At 48.2% G+C, this 25801-nt stretch carries 21 protein-coding genes and 1 riboswitch; of the genes, 10 read left to right on the forward strand and 11 right to left on the reverse strand.

The window, feature by feature from the left end; translation table 11 throughout:
* Nucleotides 1-38: 38 nt before the first annotated feature.
* From AD710_RS06945 to katX, 6 genes are all read left to right on the forward strand, one after another.
* Nucleotides 39-1037, forward strand: a complete 999-nt coding sequence (locus tag AD710_RS06945) for a FecCD family ABC transporter permease (protein ID WP_045925630.1) — start codon at nucleotides 39-41, stop codon at nucleotides 1035-1037.
* Nucleotides 1038-2051, forward strand: coding sequence for a FecCD family ABC transporter permease (locus tag AD710_RS06950; RefSeq protein ID WP_047475966.1), 1014 nt, complete (start codon nucleotides 1038-1040; stop codon nucleotides 2049-2051). It abuts the gene before it with no gap.
* 16 nt (nucleotides 2052-2067) lie between these two features.
* Nucleotides 2068-2964, forward strand: coding sequence for an ABC transporter substrate-binding protein (locus AD710_RS06955; RefSeq protein ID WP_049627632.1), 897 nt, complete (start codon nucleotides 2068-2070; stop codon nucleotides 2962-2964).
* A gap of 102 nt (nucleotides 2965-3066) precedes the next feature.
* Nucleotides 3067-3417 carry an ArsR/SmtB family transcription factor gene (locus AD710_RS06960; protein ID WP_049627633.1) on the forward strand — a complete coding sequence of 117 codons (351 nt, stop codon included), beginning with the start codon at nucleotides 3067-3069 and terminating at the stop codon, nucleotides 3415-3417.
* A 13-nt stretch (nucleotides 3418-3430) separates the two neighbouring features.
* Nucleotides 3431-4729, forward strand: coding sequence for an arsenical efflux pump membrane protein ArsB (locus tag AD710_RS06965; protein WP_049627634.1), 1299 nt, complete (start codon nucleotides 3431-3433; stop codon nucleotides 4727-4729).
* 117 nt (nucleotides 4730-4846) lie between these two features.
* On the forward strand, nucleotides 4847-6460 hold the full coding sequence (katX, locus tag AD710_RS06970) for a catalase KatX (RefSeq protein WP_049627635.1): 1614 nt from the start codon (nucleotides 4847-4849) through the stop codon (nucleotides 6458-6460).
* Between the two features lie 41 nt (nucleotides 6461-6501).
* Here katX and AD710_RS06975 read toward each other — a convergent pair whose 3' ends face one another.
* Nucleotides 6502-7488 (reverse strand): choloylglycine hydrolase family protein, encoded by a 987-nt coding sequence (locus AD710_RS06975; RefSeq protein ID WP_049627636.1) that lies wholly within the window; start codon nucleotides 7486-7488, stop codon nucleotides 6502-6504.
* A 315-nt stretch (nucleotides 7489-7803) separates the two neighbouring features.
* Between AD710_RS06975 and AD710_RS06980 the strand changes: the two genes are divergently transcribed.
* A complete protein-coding gene (locus AD710_RS06980) occupies nucleotides 7804-9162 on the forward strand; it encodes a purine-cytosine permease family protein (protein WP_016937479.1) in 1359 nt (452 codons plus the stop codon).
* A 13-nt stretch (nucleotides 9163-9175) separates the two neighbouring features.
* Here the strand turns inward: AD710_RS06980 and AD710_RS06985 are convergent, their stop codons facing one another.
* The 5 genes from AD710_RS06985 to AD710_RS07005 all read right to left on the reverse strand — a co-directional run bounded on the left by AD710_RS06985 (nucleotide 9176) and on the right by AD710_RS07005 (nucleotide 15933).
* Nucleotides 9176-10006, reverse strand: a complete 831-nt coding sequence (locus tag AD710_RS06985; RefSeq protein ID WP_049627637.1) for an NAD(P)H-hydrate dehydratase — start codon at nucleotides 10004-10006, stop codon at nucleotides 9176-9178.
* 90 nt (nucleotides 10007-10096) lie between these two features.
* Nucleotides 10097-11827: a thiol reductant ABC exporter subunit CydC gene (gene cydC, locus AD710_RS06990; RefSeq protein WP_049627638.1), complete on the reverse strand. Its 1731-nt coding sequence runs from the start codon at nucleotides 11825-11827 to the stop codon at nucleotides 10097-10099.
* The gene (cydD, locus tag AD710_RS06995; RefSeq protein WP_049627639.1) at nucleotides 11824-13527 is read right to left on the reverse strand and encodes a thiol reductant ABC exporter subunit CydD; all 1704 of its coding nucleotides are present in this window, start codon (nucleotides 13525-13527) and stop codon (nucleotides 11824-11826) included. Before cydD ends, cydC begins: the two co-directional genes overlap by 4 nt.
* Nucleotides 13527-14543 (reverse strand): cytochrome d ubiquinol oxidase subunit II, encoded by a 1017-nt coding sequence (cydB, locus tag AD710_RS07000; RefSeq protein WP_016937475.1) that lies wholly within the window; start codon nucleotides 14541-14543, stop codon nucleotides 13527-13529. The genes cydD and cydB overlap by 1 nt, the downstream gene beginning before the upstream one ends.
* A complete protein-coding gene (locus AD710_RS07005; RefSeq protein WP_016937474.1) occupies nucleotides 14527-15933 on the reverse strand; it encodes a cytochrome ubiquinol oxidase subunit I in 1407 nt (468 codons plus the stop codon). The genes cydB and AD710_RS07005 overlap by 17 nt, the downstream gene beginning before the upstream one ends.
* Nucleotides 15934-16435: 502 nt before the next feature.
* Here AD710_RS07005 and AD710_RS07010 point away from each other — a divergent pair.
* Nucleotides 16436-17779, forward strand: a complete 1344-nt coding sequence (locus AD710_RS07010; RefSeq protein WP_049627640.1) for a citrate/malate transporter CimH — start codon at nucleotides 16436-16438, stop codon at nucleotides 17777-17779.
* Nucleotides 17780-17814: 35 nt separating this feature from the next.
* On the opposite strand, the gene AD710_RS07015 is transcribed toward AD710_RS07010, so the two are convergent.
* From AD710_RS07015 to AD710_RS07030, 4 genes are all read right to left on the reverse strand, one after another.
* A complete protein-coding gene (locus AD710_RS07015) occupies nucleotides 17815-18657 on the reverse strand; it encodes a polysaccharide deacetylase family protein (RefSeq protein ID WP_049627641.1) in 843 nt (280 codons plus the stop codon).
* A 99-nt stretch (nucleotides 18658-18756) separates the two neighbouring features.
* Nucleotides 18757-19857, reverse strand: a complete 1101-nt coding sequence (locus AD710_RS07020) for an ABC transporter ATP-binding protein (RefSeq protein ID WP_049627642.1) — start codon at nucleotides 19855-19857, stop codon at nucleotides 18757-18759.
* A 117-nt stretch (nucleotides 19858-19974) separates the two neighbouring features.
* The gene (locus tag AD710_RS07025) at nucleotides 19975-20868 is read right to left on the reverse strand and encodes a PucR family transcriptional regulator (protein ID WP_049627643.1); all 894 of its coding nucleotides are present in this window, start codon (nucleotides 20866-20868) and stop codon (nucleotides 19975-19977) included.
* 166 nt (nucleotides 20869-21034) lie between these two features.
* On the reverse strand, nucleotides 21035-21871 hold the full coding sequence (locus AD710_RS07030; RefSeq protein WP_003150818.1) for a YitT family protein: 837 nt from the start codon (nucleotides 21869-21871) through the stop codon (nucleotides 21035-21037).
* 65 nt (nucleotides 21872-21936) lie between these two features.
* Nucleotides 21937-22039: riboswitch (guanidine-I (ykkC/yxkD leader) on the reverse strand.
* Between the two features lie 346 nt (nucleotides 22040-22385).
* Here AD710_RS07030 and AD710_RS07035 point away from each other — a divergent pair.
* A complete protein-coding gene (locus AD710_RS07035) occupies nucleotides 22386-22925 on the forward strand; it encodes a DUF4352 domain-containing protein (RefSeq protein WP_141228469.1) in 540 nt (179 codons plus the stop codon).
* 46 nt (nucleotides 22926-22971) lie between these two features.
* Here the strand turns inward: AD710_RS07035 and galE are convergent, their stop codons facing one another.
* Nucleotides 22972-23988: a UDP-glucose 4-epimerase GalE gene (gene galE / locus AD710_RS07040; protein ID WP_049627644.1), complete on the reverse strand. Its 1017-nt coding sequence runs from the start codon at nucleotides 23986-23988 to the stop codon at nucleotides 22972-22974.
* Between the two features lie 193 nt (nucleotides 23989-24181).
* Between galE and pepT the strand changes: the two genes are divergently transcribed.
* On the forward strand, nucleotides 24182-25414 hold the full coding sequence (pepT, locus tag AD710_RS07045; protein WP_049627645.1) for a peptidase T: 1233 nt from the start codon (nucleotides 24182-24184) through the stop codon (nucleotides 25412-25414).
* The last annotated feature ends 387 nt before the right edge of the window (nucleotides 25415-25801 follow it).

Here is a 25801-nt window from a genome sequence, read left to right on the forward strand (position 1 = left end):
ATTGATTTTTGAGCGATTCTGTCACGTCCGCAAGCCGTCTGATCAGCATCTTAAAAAACGGGGTTTTCTTCCTGATCGCGGTAATCGGACTGCTTGTGTCTATTTTTTTCGCCGTCTCATTCGGCGCGAAAGACATTACTTTACATACGGTGTGGTCGGCGATTGCTGATTACAATCCAAACATGACGGGCCAGCAGATCATTCATGAATTGCGCCTTCCGAGAGTGCTCGGCGCGGCCGTTACAGGCGCCGCCTTTGCAGCAGCCGGCGCCCTCATGCAAGGTGTCACGAGAAACCCGCTTGCCGATTCGGGTGTCTTAGGCGTAAATGCAGGAGCCATGTTTGTTGTTGCGCTCAGCTTTGCTTTTTTCCCTCATTTGTCATACGCCCTGCTGATGGTGATGTCGTTTTTGGGCGCACTGGCAAGCACCGGCTTGATTTTCTTTATCAGCGCGGCGGGAAAAAGCAGCATGACACCTTTAAAGGTGACGCTTGCCGGGGCGGTTGTAGCCGCTCTATTACATTCACTCAGCACAGGTGTGGCGATTTATTACGATTTAAGCCAGGATTTGGCCTTCTGGTACGCCGGCGGGGTCTCAGGAATCAAGTGGGCTCATTTACAAGTCCTTGCTCCCGTGATTGCGGTCTTCATCATTCTCGCGACATTCATGGGCCGGTCCGTCACCCTTCTCTCAATGGGAAATGACGTTGCGGCGAATTTAGGGGTGAACACTGCTCTGACGCGTGCCGCGGGATTAATGATCGCCGTTGTTCTTGCCGGTGTGTCTGTTTCCGCTGCCGGTGCAATCGGCTTCGTCGGGCTGGTCATCCCCCATATCGCCCGCAAGATCGTCGGCGTTACGTACAGGCTGATTATTCCGATGTCCGCGTTGCTTGGAGCGATTCTTTTGATTTTGGCCGACTTGGCCTCGCGCACGGTCAGTCCCCCGAGAGAATTGGCAATAGGCATCATGGTCGCACTTGTCGGTGTCCCTTTCTTTCTTTATATTGCCCGCAAGGAAGGGAGAGAATTATAAATGAAGGTGCAGAAGGAAACCAAAAAAGCGGCGGCGGCAGGCCTCATTCTGCTGATCATCGCTATTTGCATTATTCTGATCGGGCTGCATACGGGCTCATTCCGGCTTTCTCCCTTTACGGTGGGAAAAACGCTGTTCGGATACGGCACGTTTCAAAGTACAACCGTTTTATTCGATTACCGGCTCCCCCGGATACTGGTGACGATGCTGGCCGGTATCGGTTTAGGCGTGTCGGGCGCTATTTTGCAGGGCGTATCCCGGAATCCGCTTGCCGATCCGGGAATCCTTGGGCTTCATGCCGGGGCTTCGTTCGGACTGATGATGTATATCACGTTCTTTCATTCACTTGAGGCGCAGGCGTCGATGTTCATCCCGTTATTTACGTTTGCAGGCGGGACCCTCGCCGCTCTGCTGATCGTAGTGCTCACGTACGACAGGCTGAACGGCTTTTTAACGATCCGCATGCTGTTAGTCGGGATCGCCGTTTCCGCAGGCTTCAGCGCCGTTACATTGTTTATGTCGCTGCGTCTGAATGAAGAAACCTATACATTCGCTTCCCGCTGGCTGGTAGGAAACGTCTGGGGCAGGGACTGGATTCATGTATGGTCGCTATTGCCCTGGATCGGCATTCTCGCACCGCTTGCATGGCTTAACGCCCGGTCTTTGAACATTTTAATGCTCGGTGACCAGGCCGCCGCGGGACTTGGCGCACACGTGCAGAGAAAAAGGATCATGCTGATCGCCATAGCGGTCGGCCTGTCCTGCGCGAGTGTGGCGATGGCCGGCGGAATCGGCTTTATCGGCTTTGCCGCCCCTCACTTGGCGAGACGGCTCGTCGGCACCATGCATCAGCACATCATCCCGATTGCGGGGTTAATCGGCCTCGTCATTCTTGTCGCGGCAGATACCATCGGCCGCTCTTTGTTTCAGCCGAACGCCATTCCGGCCGGGGTGGTTGCGGCAGCCATCGGCGCGCCGTATTTTCTCTATCTGGTTATGAAAATCAAAACATAAAACAAGGAGTCGTCTCATGAAAAAAATAATTGCCCTCGTCAGTTTCATGTGTATTTTCTTATTGGCTGCCTGCCAATCCGATTCAACACAGCCGGAGACAAAAAAGGCAACCGGTGATCATAAAATCGCTTCGATGTCCATTCACCTGACAAATGACCTGCTGGCTCTCGGCATTACACCGGCCGGTTCCGTCGTGGGCGGAGAATTAAAAGATTTTCTCCCTCATGTAAAAAATCAGCTGAAAGACACGAAAAAACTCGGCCCTGCCTCAGATCCGGATATGGAAGCGTTATTCGAACTGAACCCTGACAACATTTATCTTGATAAAGAATTTGCAGGAAAAGATGTGTCAAAATACAAGAAAATCGGAAACACACACGTTTTCGACCTTGATAAAGGCACTTGGCGCGATCATTTAAAAGACATCGGAAAAATCGTCAACCGTGAAAAAGAAGCGAAAACCTTTATTCAAGATTACGAAGATGAAACAAAACAAGTCAAATCTATGATCGATAAGGAATTAGGGAAAAACGCCAAAGTCATGGCGATCCGCGTGAATGCAAAAGAACTTCGCGTCTTCAGCACACGCCGCCCGATGGGTCCGATTCTGTTTGATGACCTGAAACTGAAGCCTGCTGACGGCATTAAAGACATGAACACCTCCCGCCCTTATGAGGTCATTTCTCAAGAAGTGCTGCCGGATTACAACGCAGATGCGATTTTCGTGGTCGTTAACAGAGACGACAAGTCACAGCAAGCTTTTAAAGAATTGCAAAAAAGCGCTGTATGGAAAGGGCTGAAGGCCGTGAAAGCAAACCACGTCTATAAGATTGCCGATCAGCCTTGGCTTGATTATTCGGCACTGGGAAATAAATTAGCAATGGATGAAGCGAAAAAGCTGTTCCAAAAATAAACATGAGCCGGTTTTGCAAAACGTGCAAAGCCGGCTTTTTTATATTGTTATTTACTTATATAAACAGATACTTATATAATGATGTAAAAAAGGAGTGAGAGCATGCAACGGCAGCATAACGCCTTAAGTTCCGAAGGGGTCAGCCAATGCCTCAAGCTTCTCAGCGACACGACAAGGCTTTTGATGCTGAAGTTTCTGAAGGAGAAGGAATACTGTGTCTGTGAGCTGACGGCCATTTTTGGCATGAGTCAGCCCGGCATCAGCCAGCACTTGCGGAAATTAAAGAACGCCGGGCTTGTGCGGGAAAGACGGGAAGGCCAGTGGCGGTACTATGCTATTCATCCGTCCGGTCCGGAATACGCGCTGGTCCGCTCCATTCTGCAGCAGATAGACGAAAAGGACGGCGTTTTACAGACATTGCGGCAAAAAGAAGTCACTGTTTCATGCCGATAAGGAGGATATATTCTTGGGAGTTGCGGTTTTATCAGCGCTGATTTTTGTGCTGACACTTGTATTTGTCATTTGGCAGCCGAAACACATATCAATCGGCTGGTCTGCCTGCGGCGGAGCGGTCCTCGCTTTGATTGCGGGGGCAGTCAGCCTGCATGATATCGCGGAAGTGACGGGAATCGTCTGGAATGCGACACTTGCCTTTATCGCCATTATTATCATTTCATTGATTCTTGACAGCATCGGATTTTTTGAATGGGCCGCGCTGCATATGGCCATGGCGGCCAAAGGCAGCGGGCTGCGGATGTTTCTCTATGTTTCCGTCTTAGGGGCTGTGGTCTCCGCCCTGTTTGCCAATGACGGAGCGGCGCTCATTTTGACGCCGATCGTACTGGCGATGGTGCGGGCTTTAGATTTACCTGAAAAGCTGATTTTACCGTTTATTATCGCCGGAGGGTTCATCGCCGACACTACCTCGCTCCCGCTCGTCGTCAGCAATTTGGTCAATATCGTATCCGCGGATTACTTTCATATCGGATACATTGAATATGCATCACGTATGCTGGTGCCCAACCTCTTTTCTTTGGCGGCAAGCATTTTGGTGCTGTATCTCTATTTCAGAAAAAACATTCCGAAACGGTTTGACACCGGCCTTGTGAAACATCCTGCATCCGCCATTAAGGATGAGCGCCTTTTCCGGTTATCATGGGGTGTCCTGGCCGTTTTATTGATCGGGTATTTCGTCAGTGCGCTGCTGTCGATCCCTGTGTCCTTCGTTGCCGGCTCCATCGCGGTTATTTTTCTCATTCTGGCGCAGCGAAGCCCCGCCGTCCCTGCAAAACAAGTCATCAAGGACGCCCCGTGGGCCATCGTGTTTTTTTCTGTCGGCATGTATGTTGTCGTGTACGGCTTGCGGAATGCCGGACTGACGGATCTTCTTTCTCAGCTTATTCAGAGAGCGGCGGATCACGGACTGTTTGCTGGGACACTCGGAATGGGTTTTATCGCTGCGGTTCTGTCCTCCGTTATGAATAACCTGCCGACGGTGATGATTGACGCCATAGCCATCAGCGGAACGGACGCTCACGGGCTGATGAGAGAAGCATTGATTTACGCGAATGTTATCGGTTCGGACCTCGGGCCGAAAATCACGCCGATCGGGTCGCTGGCGACATTGTTATGGCTCCATGTGCTGAGCCGGAAAAACGTGAAAATTTCCTGGGGAATGTATTTCAAAACAGGTCTGATATTAACCGTTCCGACGTTATTCATCACCCTGATCGGGCTTTATTTATGGCTGTTATGGCTGGCCTGAGTATGGAACGGCGGATCTTTAACGCCGATTGCGGAATAACCGCTTCTTTTTGAAAACGGGTTTTAAAAAACGGCTCTGCTGGGCATATTGATACCGTTCAAAAAGGAGGGTTCAGCAATGGAAAATAACAAAGACAGCGAAGAAGCGCTTTCCAGTAAGACGACCGGTAAAGGCGAGTCAGAAGACACGCTGACAAACCGGCAGGGCCATCCGGTCACTGACAACCAGAATGTCAGGACAATCGGCAATAGAGGGCCGACGACATTGGAGAATTATGATTTTTTGGAGAAAATCAGCCACTTTGACCGTGAACGGATTCCGGAGCGCGTCGTTCACGCGCGCGGCGCCGGTGCACACGGATACTTTGAGGCGTACGGAAGTTTTGGAGACGAGGAGATTTCAAAATACACAAGGGCGAAGGTGTTCCAAAAGAAAGGAACGAAAACACCGGCGTTTGTGCGCTTTTCAACCGTCAATCACGGAAAGCACTCGCCGGAAACACTGCGTGATCCCCGGGGTTTTGCCGTTAAGCTTTATACGGAAGACGGCAACTGGGATCTGGTCGGCAATAACTTGAAAATCTTTTTTATCCGTGATCCGCTGAAGTTTCCGGATCTTGTTCACGCATTTCAGCCTGATCCGGTTACGAACATACAGGACGGTGAGCGTATTTTCGACTTCATCTCCCAATCACCGGAAGCGACTCATATGATCACTTTCTTGTTTTCGCCGTGGGGCATCCCGGCCAACTATCGGCAGATGCAGGGCTCAGGCGTCCATGCGTACAAATGGGTCAATGAAGAAGGAAAAGCCGTGCTCGTCAAATATCACTTTGAACCGAAACAGGGCATCCGCAACCTGACACAGAAGGAAGCGGAAGAGATTCAGGGGAAAAACTTTAACCATGCGACACAGGATTTGTATGACGCGATTGAAAAAGGCGATTATCCGGAGTGGGAAGTGTATGCGCAAATTATGACTGATGACGAGCATCCCGAACTGGATTTTGATCCGCTTGACCCGACAAAGCTGTGGTATAAAGACGATTTTCCTTGGAAGCCGATCGGCAAATTGGTGCTCAATAAAAATCCGGAAAACTACCATGCCGAGGTGGAACAAGCCTCATTCGGAACGGGCGTGCTTGTGGACGGGCTTGATTTTTCAGATGATAAATTGCTTCAAGGGCGGACATTCGCCTATTCAGATACCCAGCGGTACCGCGTTGGCGCAAATTACCTGCAGCTTCCGATCAACTCGCCGAAAAAGCATGTCGCCACCAACCAGGAAGGCGGGCAAATGCAGTATCGAGTCGATCGGGCAGAAGGGCAAAACCCGCACGTCAACTATGAGCCGTCTATTATGGGCGGACTTAAAGAAGCGAAGCAGGATGGGAAAGACCATACGCCTCATGTCGAAGGCGATGTGAAGCGGGAAGCGATCGATCGGTCGAATAACTTCGGCCAAGCTGGAGAAACGTATCGCCGCTTTTCGGAATTTGAACGGAACGAATTGATCACAAACTTGGTCAATACGCTCTCTTCCTGCCGGAAAGACATTCAGGATCAAATGATTGAGAATTTCACAAAAGCTGATCCGGACTACGGTAAACGCGTGGCGGAAGGGCTGAAAAAAGCCTCCGAAAGCAACAGCGGCGGGCCGATCGGCACTACGGATGCGGCACAGGCCGCAAAGCAGGCTGAACGGGAAAGCCATCCGTCAGATCCGTATTAAACAAAAAAAAACAGGACAATCGCGTCCTGTTTTTTTTTGAGCTAATTAAGCTCCTGTATATTCTGCTCCGCCACAGCCGCAAATACTTTCGGCTCCGGACGGTCAAGATCTTCATGGAATAAATTCACTTTATGGATCTGCCGGTTGTCGTACAGATGAAAGTAATAGCTCCCCGTGTCACAGCACATGACGGACGTATACTGCGTATAATCAATTTCATTCTCCTCGGTGATCACCGCGCCTTTTGGAATATTCATATTGGACAGCACGTGAAAAGCGGCCGTAACGCCATCTGTTTCATGAGCGGCAGGCTCTAAATGCTCTTTCAGATAAGCGGCCCTGATGAATCGGGATGGCGGCGTGTAGTCACCGGGAAGCCCGATCGTTCCTGACCCTTGGCCGAATGCGGTTAATGTCATTCCGCCCAATGTTTTGCTTTCTGACTGCTGCGGCCTGATTCCGATATAATGGCGCAGATTGGTCACATGCCAAGGAAATTCAGGACTGTTGGTCATCACTCCGGGTTTGTTGTCATAGACTTTCATACCTTCCGGCGTCGGCTCGATCACAATGCAGCCGCCCGTGCGGTCTGATAAAATCCAATGAAGGGGCAGCACCGTATCCAATAACATTAACTTCTTCTCTACAATTGTCAGTGAAGCGAGCTTTTCCTTTACGTCTTCAAGAGATTCACAGTTTGATAAGGTCCATGTGACGAACTCATGAGGAGCGATGTGGCACGTGCCCTCCCGTTCCGCTTTCTCGTATCCCGCAAAGCCCGGAAAATACAGCGTCGCACAAGACAGCCCTTTTTCATTCACGCCGTCGGCAAACAGAATATTGCCGAGATTTCTCCCCATGCCGATAAATGCGTATTTCGTCTTATGCAGCCTGCCGTCAGCTTCGCTTTTCCAGCTGTACTGACGAGGGTACAGCATAACGTCGGTGTCGAGCTGAAAAGCAAAATCCATCGTTCGCGCCAATAGGTGATTACCATCTGCCGTTTTCAATGTAAGACTTGTACACATATCATCAATCCCCTTTTCGTTTATGAAATTTACACAAAGTAAACTATTCTTAAAGCTTAGCGAATAATAGCTCCATTCGTCAAAAGATTGACACATTTCTCCTTCATACATATTAGTCCGTAAGCATCTCCATGCCTTTTAAACCCAGGTAAATCGTTTTGGCGGCAGTGTCTGTTCAGTTTCACAAAAAATCTCAGAACGGCTGTCAGCGAGGCTTTACAATGTTTTTCCTATGTACTGGAATTTGTAAACGGCAGGTCAATCTGTTAAGCTATGACTTTATGTTAAAAGAAGACATACGGAGGAGATTATCTATTGAAAGTAGAAAGGCGAACGATTGAACATATTCCGCATCACGAAAGACACGGAAAGGCCAAAGATTTATTCCCCGTTTGGTTCGGGGCGAATATGCATATAACGACGTTAGTCACAGGCACACTGCCCGTTACAATGGGACTCGATCTCTTTTGGAGTATCGCCGCCATTATGATCGGAACCTTTATCGGCGCAATCTTTATGGCGTCTCATTCCGCACAAGGACCTCAGCTCGGAATTCCGCAAATGATTCAAAGCCGTGCGCAATTCGGCGTGATCGGAGCGATTCTGCCCCTCTTTTTGGTCATGTTTATCTACCTGGGCTTCTTTGCGAGCAGTACGATTCTCGCAGCCGGTACACTGAGCAGCTTTGTACCGATTCCGGCTTCATGGTGTATTATCGGCTTAAGCGCCATCTGTTTTTTACTCACGATCTACGGTCATGATCTGATTCACAAAATGCAGAAAATCCTCTCTTGGACCTCCTTTGCCGTTTTTTTTGCTGCAACGATTCTTATTTTTCAACTGCCGATTCCCTCAGGAAGCTGGGTGCCCGGCTCATTAGATCTGCCTGTTTTCTTAGTGGCGGTCAGCGCGGTGGCCACATGGCAGCTGGCATACGCGCCATATGTCGCAGATTATTCCCGTTATCTTCCGGTCAAAACACCGGCATCGCATACCTTTTGGTACAGCTACGCAGGTACGTCAGTCAGTTCTATCTGGATGATGCTTCTCGGCGCTATTTTGACGACGGCGCTCCCAGGATTCACTGCTAATGCCGGAAATGAAATTGTTCGATTGTTCGGCCCGTTTTCCTTTATTATGCTGATCATCGTCCTGTTCGGACAAATGGCGATCAACGTCTTTAATTTATACGGAGCCTTTATGTCAACCACGACCACCTTGGAGCCGTTTTTAAAACTGAAGGTGACGCCGAAAACGAGAGTGGTAATGATCCTTTATGTGACGGCAGCGGGTACTGTATTAAGTCTCATGGGCCAAAGCAATTTCATGGAACTGTTTTTAAATTTCATCTTTTTCATCAGTTATTTCTTAATTCCATGGACAGCGATCAACCTCGTGGATTACTATTTTGTCCGCCGCGGAAAATACCACGTCAAATCGATGTTTGACGTCAACGGACAATACGGCAGGGTCAACTGGATTACAGCGGCCGCATTCGTTTTGTCGATCATATTAGAAATCCCATTCATCAATACATCCTTTTACATCGGGCCGCTCGCTGAAATATTCGGCGGAGGCGACATCGCCTGGGTCGTCGGGCTGGCCGTTCCGTCGCTGTTGTATTATGTTCTGATGAAATCAAGGTTAAAACAAAAAGAGGCGCCTTCCCTATGAAGACGCCTTTTCTTTATTCATATTCCTTCCATACACGCGGCAGCAGTTCGGAAAGTTCGTGCGCCAATAAGGTATGTGCGGAGTGCTCTTTCGTCCATAACTCCGCACATTCGCCGTGAAGGCGGACGGCGTTCAATACGGCATGTTTCGGGTCTTGATGACAGCACAGCATACCGAGAATCATTCCCGTCAGCGTGTCGCCGGTCCCGCCTTTTGCAAGCGCACCGTTTCCGGTTGTATTCCGGCGGCACTCCCCGTCAGGAAAAGCGATAATGGTTTCGTTTCCTTTCAGGACAATCGTGACATGAAGCCGCTCCGCCCATTCCGCGGCATATGCCGCCCTGTTCTGCTGAATCTCTTGAATCGGAAGGCCTGTCATTCTTGAAAATTCGCCGGGGTGAGGCGTCAAGATCACCGGGGCTTTCCTTTCCGGATAGGTTCTTTTCGTTATGGCGCCTGCATCCAGTATGACGGGATAATCGGCAGAAAGCAGCTGGTCAGCAGCCTGCTGCACTTCGTCCGTTTGGGGAAGCCCCGGCCCGATGGCCGCGGCCCGGATGGTTTCTTCCGGCTGACCCGCCGCGGCTTTTTTCCACCCGTCCCGCCAGTACGTCGCTTCCGGCAGCACCGGGACAATGAGCGGGATGACGCCTGCCGATGTACCGATGACGAGCTTGCCGACACCGCTTCTCATCGCGCCCAAACCTGCAAGAAGGGCGGCTCCCGGCATGTCATCGCTTCCGGCCAGCAATAACGCCGTCCCGAACGTCCCCTTATGGCTGTCTGCCTCACGCTTCGGCAATGTATCTTTCACATCCCGTTCCGTCCAATCCAGTATGTTCATCTCTGTACCTCCTCTTCTGTCTCTTATTTATATTCCAAACAAGAAGAGATTTTAAACCGCACAAAAAAACAGCCGCACGTTTGCGGCTGTTTATGTTCTGATCGGAACATCAAGACGGTAAAGCTTCCGGTACCGTTCGTTTTCTGCAAGCAGCTCTTGATGGGTTCCTTCCATTTCTGCTTTTCCATTTTCTAAAAAGACGATTTTATCAGCTGTTTCCACACCTGCTAGATGGTGTGTAATCCAGAGAATCGTTTTCTCTTTAAAGACGTCAAAAATCGTATCAAGCAATTCGCGTTCAGTGACCGCATCAAGGCCGACCGTCGGTTCATCAAGAATAATGACCGGCGTATCCTGGAGCAGAATGCGGGCAAGCGCGATCCGCTGACGTTCCCCGCCTGAGAAACGAATCCCCGTCTCCTCCACGGACGTTTCATACCCGTCAGGCAATGATTCAATATAGTCGTGCAGCTTCACTTGCCGCGCCGCACGCTTAACATCTTCATCACTCGCCTTGCCGTTTCCGAGCCGGATATTGTTCATAATGCTCGTATTAAAGAGATGAGGCTTCTGATTCAAAACGGCTACCGCTGAGGAAATCTGATCCTGCACGGCCGCAGTTTCCAGCCCGTTCAGTGTCACTTTGCCTGAATCGGGAACTAAGGCGCCTTCAATTAAAGCGAGAGAGGTCGACTTACCGGAGCCGCTCCTGCCGAGCAGCGCCATTTTTTCACCCTGGCGGAGAGTGAAGGAAAAGCGGTCAAGCACATGACTGTGCTGATCATAAGAAAATGACACGTTATCAAACATCAGTGTCACATCAGTGACATCCAGTTTCTCATCTGACTGCTTCACCTCACGCCCCCGCAGCTCCGGAGCAGCCTTACTCATTCTTCTGATCGAATCCTGATAAGAAGGCACTTCCGTCAGCGCATCCGAAAGGGGCAAAAACGCCTCCGTCAATGGAAATACAACAAGCACAAAGGCCGCGATCATCGTGTTGGCGATGCTGCCGTCCGCATACTGACCCGCCGTCCAGAACAGCATGATCAATATGAAGCCGCCGACAAGGCATTGTGCGGCGAGATCGCGCAGCCTCGTAAATCGCTGACGTTTGCTCTCAAGGTCAAACCATGCCTTTTCTTTCTCTTCATAAGAGGAAATAAAGGCGGCCTGACGTCCCGAGAACATCCAGTCGCTCACGCCGAGCACGGCATCTGTCAGCCGGCTGTAGAGCGTATTCCGTCCGCTTTTCAGCCTCATGTTTTTCGCTCTCGTCACAAGAAGCGACACAACCGGAAATAAGACAACCAATACAAACAGATAAATCGCCGCAAGAGCGGCAAACGGCCAGGAAAAAAAGCCGAGCCCGATAACGGAAGCCGCATAGAGCAGCAAAGCGGAAACCCCGGGGAAAATCGTTTTTAAAAACGCATCCTGCAAATGCTCAATATCCTCAGCCAAAATGCCAAGCATGTCGCCCGTCCGGAAACGGGAGGAGAGCATGAGAGAAGCCGGCTCCAGCATATTGTAAAGCCGCACCCGCATGTCGGACACGATTTTCAAAATGATATGATGCCCCGTCAGACGCTCGGCATACCGGGAGACTGAACGGGCGATCCCGAAGGTGCGCACGGCCACAATCGGAACGTACACCAGCAGGATATTCTCAGGCCTTGTCGCCGACTTTGAGATCAAAAAACCGGAAGTAAACATGAGAAAGGCCGCCGAAAAAATCGTCACCGCGCCTAAAAAAATCACAAGAACAAACAAACGGGCATTTTGCTTAATATACGGCAGAATCCATTCTTCTTTCCTCATGTTCTTTCCCCCAGTTGCGCCTCTACAAGTTTGGCGTATACGCCTTGTTTCGCCATCAATTCGTCGTGGGTGCCGATTTCCGCCACCGCGCCGTCATCAAGCACGATAATTTCGTCCATTTCAAGCATCCAGTGAAGACGATGAGTGGCCAGAAAAACAAGCTTATTTTCAAACAGGTCTTTCATCGTTTCTTTTATTTCATACTCTGTTTCAATATCAAGGTGAGCGGTCGGCTCATCCAAAAGGAGAATCGGACGGTTTCCTAAAAAGGCTCTGGCCAGCGCGACACGCTGAGCCTGCCCTCCGCTGAGCGCCCGTCCGCCCTCGCCGATCCGGCCGTCAAGACCGCCGGGCAGATCACGAATCAGTTCGGAAAGACCCGCCGAAGCAGCGGCCTGCGCCGTTTCCTCACGGGAAGCATCAGGATGATAAAACCGGATATTATTCAAAAGCGTGTCATCAAAAATGTACGGATGCTGCGGAATATAGAGCAGCTGCTTCTGCCAGCCGTCCGACTGCAGATGCGAGCGGGATTCACCGTTTACCTTGATCTCACCGGACGCAGGCTCTAAAAAGCCGCCCAGCACATCAATGAGAGTCGATTTTCCCGCGCCGCTTTCCCCGATAATCCCGATTTTTCTCTTCCCTTTAAAGGACAGATTAAATTCAGACATCGATTCACGGACGGACAAACGCGTAAGCTGTAATTCATCTCCGTCAGTCCACGTATCAAGCTCGAGCGGCTTTTCTTCTTTAAAACCGGGCTGCGCCAAAATCGCCTGAATGGTTTTTCCCGCTTCCTGCCCGTTTAATGTCGCGTGGTAATCATTTCCCACCTCGCGGACCGGGAGAAAGTATTCAGGCGCGAGAATCAGCGCGGTCAATGCCGGACCGAGAAGAATCTGCCCGTCTATCAGCCGCAAGCCGAGGAACACCGCCACTGTCGCCACCGACAGCATCGTGAAGAAATCAAGGGCGAATGATGATAAAAACGCGACCCGGAGCGTGCTCATCGTCGCCTTGCGGTATCTCTCACTGACATGAAAAATATTTTTGCTGTGTGATTTGCTTAATCCTAAAAACCGCAATGTCTCCAGTCCGCGGAGCGAATCCACGAAATGATTGGAAAGCGTCTGATAGGACTTCCATTGGCGATCAGCTTTTTTCTGTGCGACAAGTCCGAGCAGGATCATAAATACAATCAAAATCGGAAGCGCAAGAATCAGAATCAAAGCCGATGTTTTATCCTGAAAAAACACATAAATGACAACGGCAGCCGGCACGATCGCCATGCTGACCATTTTCGGCAGAAACAGCTCTAAGTAGCGGCGGAACTGGCTGATGCCTTCCATCGCCAGCGTCACCATCCGGCCTGTCCCCTCTTTTTTCGCAAAGCGGGGGCCGAGACGGAACAATTGCTCAAGAAATCTTTTTCTTAAGTCTGCGCCGGTTTGCGCGGCATATTGGTACACGATTTTCTGCCGGACCGTTGTCACCGCGTGCCGGACCAAAAACGCAAGCAGGAAAAAGCCGATAACCGGATAAAGAGAAGCAATTCGCTTCCCGTTAAATAATCCGGTTACCGCCTGGCTCAGCCATTCCGCCTGCAAGATAATGGCGGCCGTTTGTATGATCGTTAATCCCGTAATGATCGCAAGAATCCGCTTCATTCCTTTATAAAGAAACAGGTCTTTTCCCATTAATAAGTCATAGGCTCCTTATGGCTGACGCGTTTCCGGAAGACATAATAGCTCCAGATCTGACTGCCGATGACAAACGGCAGCAAAGTCAGTGCAACAATTGTCATGACTTTAAGTGAATAATCACCGGAAGACGCGTTAGCTACTGTTAAGTCATACGCGCTTTTCAGCGAGCTGACCATGACGCGCGGGAACAGGGAGATAAAAATCATCGCGACTGTCAAAGCGAGACCCGCGCCGGTCATACCGAATGCCCAGCCGTCTTTTTTCTTGCTCATGAACACAATGGCAAGAACGTTGCAGATGACAATCAGCACGAATATTGGAATCGTGATGTTTGCCCGGCGTGTAAACATATCCGTATCGTATGCAGACATCGCAAAGAAAGCAAGTACAACAAGAAAGATAACACCGATTACGCGTTTTGCCATTTTTCTCGCACGCTCTTGTAAATCACCGATCGTGCGCAGGGTGATAAACATTAAACCGTGCAGGAATGAAAGAAGGGTGACGGCTGCTCCGCCAAGAACGGAATACACGTTCACAATATCTGAAAAACCTGCGTGAATGTTCATGTGTCCGTCAATCGGCACACCGCGGAACAAGCTTGTAAAGATAAGGCCGAATAAAAACGGCGGGATAAGGCTTCCGAAGAAAATCACCCAGTCCCATGTTTTGACCCATTTCAGATTGTTCACTTGCCCGCGGAATTCAAATGCCACGCCGCGGCCCATCAAGGCAAGAAGAATGATGATAAACGGAATGTAATATCCGCTGAGCATCGTTGCATACCAGTTCGGGAATGCCGCGAAAATCGCTCCCGTACCTGTGATCAGCCACACCTCATTCGCATCCCAGAACGGGCCGATGGTGTTAACCAGCACTCTGCGTTCTAATTCATTATGGCCAAGAAATCGGGTCGAAATGCCGACACCGAAATCAAAACCTTCTAAAAAGAAAAATCCGACAAACAAAATCGAAACGAGTATAAACCAAAGATCATGAAGTGACCCCATGGTAGACCTCCTGACTGAACGGATCTGTTGATACAGGAACATCCTTGTGATCATCATGGTCCGCACCTTTTTTAATTTCACGAACGAATAGGAAAACAAGCAGCGCGCCTAAAATCAAGTACATGACGCCGAAGCTGATAATTGAAAACAGCAGAGATCCCGTCGTTACGTTAGGCGAAACGGATTGTGCGGTCGTCAATTGCCCCATGACCGTCCACGGCTGGCGTCCGATTTCAGTCATAATCCATCCGGCAGAGTTCGCAATGAACGGGAATGCGATCAGTGCGATCATGCCCCGTAAATACCACTTGCTCGTATGAAGCTTTTTGCGGCGGTTCAGAATAAAGCCGGCAATCGCGGCAAAAATCATAAGCGCGCCTGCACCCGCCATAATGCGGAAGCTCCAGAACGTCGTTTTAACAGGCGGGATATAATCGCCTTTTCCGTACGTTTTTTCGTATTCTTTTTGAAGAGTTTTCATCCCTTTAACACTGCCGCTGAACTTCTGATAAGCCAAGTAGCTGAGTGCGTAAGGAATTGAAATTTCTGATGTGTTTTTTTCTTTATTCGTATCAATGTTCGCAAAAGCCGTCCACGCGGCAGGATCACCGCTGTCATCCCAAAGCGCTTCACTGGCGGCCATTTTCATCGGCTGCGATTCCATTAAATGCTCAGCCTGCATATGTCCGCTGAACGCAACGCCGATACCGGCGATCAGACCGACAATCATAGAAAGCTTGAAAGATTTATGGAAGAAAGGCACTTCTTTTTTCTTCAATAATTTATATGCGCTGACACCGGCGATAAAGAAAGCACCAGTTGCAAGCGCCCCGAAAATAACGTGAGGGAATTCAACCCAAAGCTGAGGGTTTGTCAAAAGCGCCCCGAAATCATTCATTTCCGCGCGGCCGTTTTTAATCGCAAAGCCGACCGGCTCCTGCATGAATGAGTTTGCCGTCAAAATCCAGAAAGATGACATAATCGTCCCGAAGGATACAAGCCAAATGCAAAGCAAATGCACTTTTTTAGATAGTCGGTCCCAGCCGAAAATCCATAATCCGATAAAAATAGATTCCATAAAAAACGCCAAAAGCGCTTCAACCGCAAGCGGAGCTCCAAATACGTCTCCGACAAAACGGGAATAATCAGACCAGTTCAATCCGAACTGGAATTCCTGAAGAATCCCTGTGACGACGCCGACAGCAAAGTTAATTAAAAAGAGATGTCCCCAAAATTTAGCCATTTTGAGATAGGTCTCTTGTTTTTTGACAACATAAAGCGTCTCCATCAAAGCAACCATAAACACAAGCCCGATAGACATAGGCACAAACAGGAAGTGAAACAATGTTGTAGATGCAAATTGTATGCGGGCTAAAACCAACTCACTCATGATGTTTTTCCTCCAATCTGGTAAATTGCTCAACATTTCACAAACACGACAAAACCATTGCTCGGTATTTCACAAGAAATGATATATTTGCTCAACGTTTCACAAATTTGTCAAAACTAATGAATTATCAGCCTGCACTCCCTGGGGGGCAGCCGGCTGTCATAGAAATGATTCAATATCATTACTTTACAACGATTCCGCCTAAAAAAAAAGATCGATATACCTAAAAATAGGCTGAAATTGTGACCGATTAATGTCGAATTTGTAGAGATTTTATGTCGGCACCTAGGATTTTTGTCCCTTCCATATCGTACCTCTTTTTTATTCGTGTGGCGAACAAAATGCTTTATTCAGCGGGAAAGGCCGCCAAATCGCCTTTTTAAGAAAGAAAATGAGGTGAAAGTATGTTTTCTAGTAAATTCTTAATATATCAACAATTTAAATTTTTTAGTATACTTTAAATGGGGATGTTTTTTACTACATAACGACTGGGGGAACAAGCATGGGAGAACTTCAACCAAATTTGCAAACGGATTCAATCCCAAAACAGCAACGGACTGATAATTGGTTTGCCAGAGCAATGAATATAAGAATCGGCATTATTCCTCTTCCTATCTATATCCTGCTCTTCTTGCTTATTACGGTGTTTGTCATGAAACACGATGTAAAAAGCGACATCCTGACATCAATTGCCGTCATGAGTTTTTTCGGATTTACCTTCGGCCAGATCGGAAAATCCATTCCGATCGTGCGTTCCATCGGCGGCCCTGCGATCCTCGCAACCTTTATTCCGTCCGCTGTCGTCTACTACCACCTGCTTCCGAAAGACATTATTACATCAACAACAGAATTCACGGAAAACTCTAACTTTCTCTATCTATTTATTGCCGGTATCGTCGTCGGCAGTATTCTCGGGATGAAAAGAGAGACTCTCGTCAAAGCTTTCGTCAAGATTTTCATTCCGCTGATCGCCGGCTCGATCGCGGCCGCCATCGTCGGCTTATGCGTCGGGACGCTGCTCGGGCTCGGTTTTCAGCACACACTGCTTTATATTGTCGTCCCGATTATGGCGGGAGGTGTCGGCGAGGGCGCGATTCCTTTATCCATCGGCTACTCCGATATTATGCCGATGTCCCAGGGAGACGCCTTTGCGCTTGTGCTGCCGTCCATCATGCTCGGCAGCCTTTGCGCCATTATGTTATCGGGTTTACTGAATGTCATCGGGAAACGCAAGCCGGAATGGACGGGCAACGGGAAGGTTGATAAGTCTGATCAATCCGCTCCTGTATTTGAACAGCCGGCCAATGACAATGCGTTTAATCTGTCTTTTTTCGCTTCGGGGGGGATTTTAGCGGTTTCCCTGTATTTGGTCGGCATGCTGGCGCATGATTTCTTTCAGCTTCCGGCTCCTGTCGTGATGCTAGTCCTTGCCGTGCTTATTAAGCTGTTCAGGCTGGCGCCGGCCTCGATTGAAAACGGAGCTTTCGGCGTTTCGCGTTTTTTCTCGACAGCCGTGACCTATCCGCTCTTATTTGCGATCGGTGTTTCAATGACACCGTGGGACAAACTGATTGCGGCGTTTAATATCAGCAATATCATTACCATTTTATCCATCGTCATTACAATGATAGCCGTCGGTTTTCTGACCGGTAAATGGCTGAACCTGTACCCGATTGAGACGGCGATTATTAACGCCTGCCATTCCGGTCAGGGCGGCACAGGCGACGTCGCAATCTTAAGCGCCGCTGAACGGCTTGAGCTTATGCCGTTTGCCCAAGTGTCGACCAGAATCGGCGGGGCGATTACCGTGAGCGTCACCCTCCTGTTGCTTCATCAATTCTATTAAACGGAAAAAAGCCTCCGCCATATGCGGAGGCTCTGTTATTTCATCACATTTTGGATATAAGAGCCGAATGCCGTACCGGACATGCCCGGCGACACACGGACACGGTGAAGCGCGTAAAGCCCCTGATTTCTTGATGCCGCTCCCGGCTCCGTCGTGACCGCCATACGGTAGCCTGCAGCAGATGCGGCTTTTAAAGTTTCCTTATTATATCGTCCGACAGGGTAACTGATTACAGACGTCCGCTGCCCGAACATTTGATCAAATAAACGCTTAGAGTCCGCCATTTCGCGTCGCTGCTGCTGAGGCGTGAGCCCGTTCAATTCGAGATGGTTCATCGTATGGCTTTGAATGGAAATGCCGTGTGCGGCCATCTCCTTCATCTGCTTCTCAGTCAGGTGATTTTTATGTCCGATAAAGTTACCAATCATGAAGATGGTCGCTTTCATCTTATATTTCTTTAAAATAGGATACGCCGCTTTCACATTGTCGGTATAGCCGTCATCAAATGTGATCAGAACGCATTTTTCACGCGGCTCTCTATCCTCCGTCAGCATCAGATAGGCTTCTTCCGGGGTCATCGTATAATAGCCGTGATCATGAAGCCACTTCATATGCTGCTGGAATTCTTCCTTCGGCACACGCAGGCTGTTTCCCTCAGAAATGCTGTGGTACATCAGAATCGGCAGTCTCGCCGTTCCTTTCGTTTTAACCCAGGCGGACGTATCCGGCTTTTTTTTGATTTGGCGCTTTACAGACTTTTTATCGTGGTGCGCTTCTGCCTTCGGAATGCTCTCTTCGGCACTTGCCTCATGGTCCGAACAGGCGGCAAGCGTTAACAGAGCAGCCAAAAGGCACATGCACGTGATTATGCGTTTCATGGTTTTCCTGCTTTCTGTCTACTATTTACTTTTTATATCGGTCGACGGGCAAAAATTGTTACATCAAAAAAGCCGGACATCCAGCTGTCCGGCTTTGCGTTATGAGCGGATTCTGATTTCTGTTTCACTGTCGAAAAAATGAGCTTTATTCATGTCGAAAGCGACAGTCAATTCCTCACCGGCATGAATGTCGTGGCGGGCATCAATCCGGGCGATAAAATCCTGATCCCCGATCCGGGAATAAACCATAATTTCTGACCCGAGCAATTCCGCGACATTGATTTTAGCTGTGATGGATGAATTCTTATAGGATTCTACCACAATCAGCTCGTCATGTATGTCTTCCGGGCGGATGCCGAAGATCACATCTTTGCCGGCATACCCTTTTTCCCGGAGCATTTTCATTTTCCCTTCCGGCACGCTGAGAGCGGCTGAACCGATCTGAATGGCGCCGTCTGTCAGCTTTCCTTTAAAAAAGTTCATCGCGGGGGAGCCGATGAACCCGCCGACAAAAACGTTTTCCGGATGTTCATAGACTTCTTTCGGCGTGCCGATCTGCTGAATTTTCCCATCCTTCATGACTACAATGCGTGTCGCCATCGTCAGCGCCTCTGTTTGGTCGTGCGTCACATAGATCGTAGTTGTTTGCAGTCTTTGATGAAGCTTAATAATTTCAGCCCGCATCTGCACCCGAAGCTTTGCGTCCAGATTTGACAGCGGCTCATCCATTAAAAACACTTTGGCGTCCCTGACGATCGCCCGTCCTAATGCAACACGCTGCCGCTGCCCGCCGGAGAGCGCCTTCGGTTTGCGGTGCAGATACTCTGTGAGCCCCAGCATTTTCGCTGCTTCTTCGACCCGTTTTTTAATCTCCGGTTTCGGCATCTTCCTCAGCTTCAGGCCGAAAGCGATATTATCATAGACCGTCATATGCGGATACAGCGCATAGTTTTGGAACACCATGGCGATATCCCTGTCTTTAGGAGCGATATCATTCACCCTCCTGTCTCCGATATAAAAATCGCCCTTCGAGATGTCTTCCAGCCCGGCAACCATCCGCAATGTTGTCGACTTTCCGCATCCCGACGGACCGACAAACACGATAAACTCTTTATCTTTAATATGAAGGTTAAAATCATCGACAGCCGCTTCTTTTTGATCGTAATACTTATAAATATGCTCGAGCCGAAGTTCCGCCATGTATATCCCCCTTTATTTGTAAACGCTTTCTTAAATAGGATTGTAACAGCGTCCGGCGGCGGCGTGTATAGGCAATGTTCATAAAAAAAGCCAGCAGCCTTCGTGCACTTTTCCCATTTAATGTGATTTTTCATACTGCAGGCAAATGAAATAAGCCAGCAGGGCGCCCCGATATGTCTTAATATCAATACCTGAGCGTTCCGCAAATTTATCAATCCGATATTGAAGACTGTTGCGGTGCAAATGCAGTTTTTTCGATGTGAGCGACATGTTTGAGTTATGTTCAATAAAAGTCTGAATCGTATGCTTCAGCTCCGGTTCTTTCTGGAACAGCAACACCGCCTCTTCGTGAAGCAATGCAGAGAGCTTTTCTCTGCTTTCTTCCGAGAGCATGGTCGGAAATACCGTTTCCGCGGTCAGCGTGCTCAGCTGCGGGAGATGACGCCTTCCAATCTGAAAATATTGCTGTTCTCTCCGATAATGAAGACGCAGATGTTCCCCGGCGCCGTAATACCTCCCGATGAAGAAACGGACACTGAAATAAAAATCACATTCAGAAACCTTTACAAAAGATGCGATATCACCCGGATCAGGGGCTTCAAGCTTTTCTTCTTCTACAATCACGCCCTGATCCCTTCCCGTCCGGACAACCGTATACGGCATCGGCCAGAAATGACGCAACGATTCCGTAAACGCCCCCCAGTTCCGTTCCCCCATTAAGTCATAATGAATAAAACGGACACGAGACTCTTTGACGTCAGGAACCAGTCCCTCTTCCAGCAGAAAACGCCGCCACCTCTTTGCTTCTGCCGTCTCCGCAAAAAAAACGCCTTTCTCTTCAGCAGGTGTCAAAAACGATTCCAGAAGCAGTTTCTCCTTCGGGGTGATATCCTCCTTCGGAATGGCGACATAGACCCGCCTCTTCTCATCATAAAAACAAAAGACATCCTCTGCCGTACAACACGTATCAGACAGCACAGCCCTTGGGTAAATTGCCAATAACGGGTTCATATGCGCTCCTCTCTATCGCTCTATTATATTTTCAGTATAAAACGTCCGGCGGGTGGTATCTACTTCATTTTAGAAACAGCTTTCCGGCTATTTCCCGGGAAACAGATCATTACCGTTTCTCCCCGGCATAAAAAAAAAACCCTCCGCACTGGCAAAGGGATCTTTTTTATTTAGAGATATCGACGAAGCCTTCACCAAAGACGTCACGCACATCATGAACAATGACAAACGCCTTTGTATCACAGCTTTTAATAATTTTCTTGAGCATGGAGAGCTCTTGTTTCTGGATGACGATGTATAAAATTTCTTTCGACTGCCCCGTGTAATTCCCTTTACCCGACAGCAGCGTCACCCCTCTGTCCATAAGCGTGTTGACCTGCTCAGCGATTTCGTGCTTATGCTCAGATATGATCGTCACCGCTTTTTTCGTATTCAGCCCTTCAATGATAAAGTCCATCACCTTCGTTCCGATATACAGCATCACAATGGTAAACATCATTTTTTCTGCACCGATAATGAAATAAGAACTGAAGACGACAATCAGATCAAAGAACAAAAGCGCATAGCTGATATTCCAATCGAGATATTTGTTCGCAATCCTCGCCAAAATGGCGGATCCCGCAGTCGTGCCTCCGACTCGGATAATGATTCCGATTCCGACACCGGCAAACACACCCGCAAAAATAGTATTAATAATGAGTTCATGTGACGGCGAGTGCCAGTCATGCGTCAGATGCAGAAACAGCGAGTTGGCGACAACGGTAATGATCGTATAAAGCGTTGTTTTACCGTCTAAAAACTTATATCCGATGATCAATAAGATCCCGTTCAAAATGATATTCGTCACCCCGGGCGACCATTCAAACACATAATACAAGATCAAGGTAATCCCCGTTACCCCGCCCTCTCCAAGATCATTCGGAATGGCGAATAAATTAACGGCCAATGCGAAGATAAAAGCCCCAATAATCAGCATCAGCACATCCAGCAACCTCTTTTTCATCCCAGACACTCCCTTTTTATAAAATCAAAAAAGCCCGGGAGAGCACTCTTCATCAAAAGAGCAGAAACTCCCGGGCTTTTATCCCACCGTGTCACAGCAAAAAACCTGCTGTGTGTTTTCTCTCGGTCCAGACCAATTCAGCATTGCGGAACCCTAGAAAACCACTGTTTTTTATGTTCAGTTTTTATATTTCTTTCAAGATTATACGGGAAATCACGAACATGTTCAACCACTCTTTTTTCCATAAACCTATGAAAAATTCGAACGGCCTGCCGATACTAATAAAGGCCCTTAAAATATATGACTAAAAAATCATCAAAATACTATTTTTCTCAAAATTGTATTGACTATAGGTTATTTTACAGGCATTATAGTATGTAGTTTTCAAGAAATAGTTTACATAGGAGGAAATATTATGGCAGGCAACTTAGTGTCTTGTAAGGCATGCGGCAAAGAAATCGCTAAAGGCGTTAAAAAATGCCCAAACTGCGGTAAAGATCAGAGAAACTTTTTTATGAGACATAAAATCATCACATTGCTTCTGGCAGTAGTGGTTATTATCATTCTCGTAAATATCGGCGGCGGAGGCGGATCTTCATCATCTAAAACTGCGTCCTCAAAAGCTGCGGAGTCCAAGGAAAAACTGTATAACATCGGTGATACTGTTAAGACAGAAAAAACAGAAGTGACTGTGACGAAAGTGGAAAAAAGAGATTCAGTAGGCTCTCAATTTGTCGAGAAAAAAGCGTCTGACGGCGGCGTTATCGTAGCTGTTCAATACACAGTTAAAAATGTGTCAGACAAGCCGTTAAGCTCTTTCTCCATACCAAGAGCGAAATTAGTAGATTCTAAAGGAACATCCTATGATTCAGATATTGATGCTTCTTCAAGCTATGCAACAGAAACAAAAGTAGACAACAGTAAAATTTTAAGTGACTTGAACCCGAACATTAAAGTTACTGACGTAAAAGCTTTTGAAGTTGATAAAAACGCATACTCTAAAGGCACTTGGAAATTAAAATTCAGCAACGATGTTGAAGTAAAAGTTAAATAATGATCATAGCAAAAGAGACCTTCATCATTTGAAGGTCTCTTTCTTTTTACACCTTTTGATACCCGTTCACATTAGAGGACTGCCACTTCCAAGAGTCGGCGCACATTTCTTCAAGGCCGCGCTTTGCTTCCCAGCCTAATTCTGCCTTCGCTTTTGCCGGATCTGCGAAGCATGCGGCAATGTCTCCCGGGCGCCGGTCGGCAAAACGGTACGGCACTGCTTTTCCTGATACTTTTTCAAACGCCTTGACCATTTCAAGAACGCTGTACCCTCTTCCCGTGCCGAGATTATAGGCGTCGGCGCCCGTTGTGTCCAGCACCTTTTCAAGCGCTTTGACGTGGCCCTCGGCAAGATCAACGACATGGATGTAATCCCGCACGCCGGTGCCGTCCTTTGTCGGATAATCATTACCGAACACCTGCAATTGCTCAAGCTTGCCGACAGCCACTTGGGCGACATATGGCATTAAATTATTCGGGATGCCGTTCGGGTCTTCTCCGATCCGGCCGCTCGGATGCGCGCCGAACGGATTAAAGTAGCGGAGCAGCGCAATGCTCCATTCAGGGTCCGCCTTATGCAGATCGCGCAAAATCTGTTCCAGCATCAGCTTGGTCTGCCCGTAAGGATTGGTCGCGCTTAACGGAAAATCTTCGGTGATCGGCGTTGTTTCCGGAACGCCGTAAACCGTCGCTGATGAGCTGAAGACGATTTTTTTCACACCGTGTGCCTGCATGGCTTCACATAAAATAAACGTCCCCGTCAGATTATTATGATAATAACGGAGCGGAACAGCCACAGACTCACCGACCGCTTTTAAACCCGCAAAATGAATGACGGCTTCAATCTCATTTGCAGCAAACACCCGGTGAACGGCGTCACGGTCAAGGAGATCCGCTTCATAAAACACAAGCCCTTTTCCGGTAATGTCTTTCACACGCTCCAATGCTTCCGGTGAACTATTTGACAGATTATCCAGAACCACGATGTCATAGCCGCTGTTTAACAGCTCGACACATGTGTGGCTTCCGATATAACCCGCTCCGCCTGTCACTAAAATCGCCATGAAGAAAGCCTCCCTATTGAATGAATTGACCATATTATATAGGTTTTTTCTTCCTCAATCATCCATTTTCAGAAAGTTTAATCGTTTAGTCATCGTTTCTTCATATTTTGTTTTCATTCGCGTAATTCAAACGGGTTGTGAAATAGAAATCCCTCCCCCGCACATGGTAAGATAAGACAAAGGAGATGACGGTATGAAAAACGAAATCATTGAACGCTTTACTTCTTATGTAAAAGTCGATACACAGTCTGACGAAAACAATGAAAACTGTCCATCTACCCCCGGACAGCTGACATTGGCCAACATGCTGGCAGATGAATTAAAGTCGATCGGCATGAAAGAAATCACAGTCGATGACAATGGATACGTCATGGCGACTCTTCCGGCAAATACGGATAAAGACGTGCCGACGATCGGTTTTCTGGCCCACGTAGATACAGCGACTGATTTCACCGGAAAAAACGTGAATCCTCAGATTATTGAAAGCTATGACGGACATGATATCGTTCTGAATGACAAACTCAACGTCGTCCTGTCGCCTGAGCAATTCCCGGAGCTTTCCCGCTATAAAGGCCAGACGCTGATTACAACCGACGGCACGACGCTGCTCGGAGCCGACAACAAAGCGGGCATTGCCGAAATCATGACGGCAATGGCGTACTTGATCAAACATCCGGACATCAAACACGGGACGATCCGGGTCGCATTCACACCGGATGAAGAAATCGGCAGAGGGCCTCACAAATTCGATGTCGGCCGCTTCAACGCCGCATTCGCCTACACGGTAGACGGAGGCCCCCTCGGCGAACTGCAATATGAAAGCTTTAACGCAGCCTCCGCAAAGCTTACTTGTTACGGAAAAAGCGTTCACCCCGGAACGGCGAAAAACAAAATGGTCAACGCTTCAAAAATCGCGATGGAATTTCATCACGCGCTGCCGAAAGAAGAAGCGCCGGAATATACGGAAGGGTATGAAGGCTTCTATCACTTAAATTCAATGAACGGAGACGTTTCTGAAGCCGCCCTGTCGTACATCATCAGAGACTTTGACAGAGACCGCTTTACAGAACGAAAAGAATTTATGCAGAAAACCGCCGACGCGCTTGCAGCTAAATACGGCAAGGAAAGCATCAAGCTTGAACTGCATGATCAATATTACAACATGAGAGAAAAAATCGAACCGGTCAAAGAAATTGTCGACATCGCCTATCAAGCCATGAAAAACCTCGGCATCGAACCGATTATCGAACCGATCCGGGGCGGAACTGACGGATCACAGCTCTCTTACATGGGACTGCCGACACCGAACATCTTCACGGGCGGCGAAAACTTCCACGGAAAATATGAATACATTTCCGTAGACCATATGGAAAAGGCGGTAAACGTTATTGTTGAGATCGCCAGGCTGTTTGAAGAACGCGCGTAAAACCAAAGCTCCCTGCTTTGGTTTTTTTCTTTCACATGAAACCTTTCCTTCTTTCTTTCCGTATATAAGGTATGAATTGGAAGGAAGGAGTGAAGACTATGGCAAGAGGCACTGTAGCAAGAGAATTGAAAAAAACCTTAAAAGACCCCCGTGTTCTGGAGACGAAATCGAACCCTTTTAAAAAGCTGCGAAAAATGTTCAGACGATTTTTTGTAAGATAACATCTCGTTTTCTTACAAAAAATAAGGAAAGCGCTATCAAATCATAATCTTCCGTTAGAAGCAGTTATTTTGCATATCGCAGGATTTTTTAGGGTACTGAATAACACAAGGCAAACGAAAACAATGTATTAGTTAATTCGGCACTGTCAAAAAATAGTGAAAAAGT

Source organism: Bacillus sp. JFL15 (assembly GCF_001184225.1).
GTDB classification, from domain to species: domain Bacteria; phylum Bacillota; class Bacilli; order Bacillales; family Bacillaceae; genus Bacillus; species Bacillus siamensis.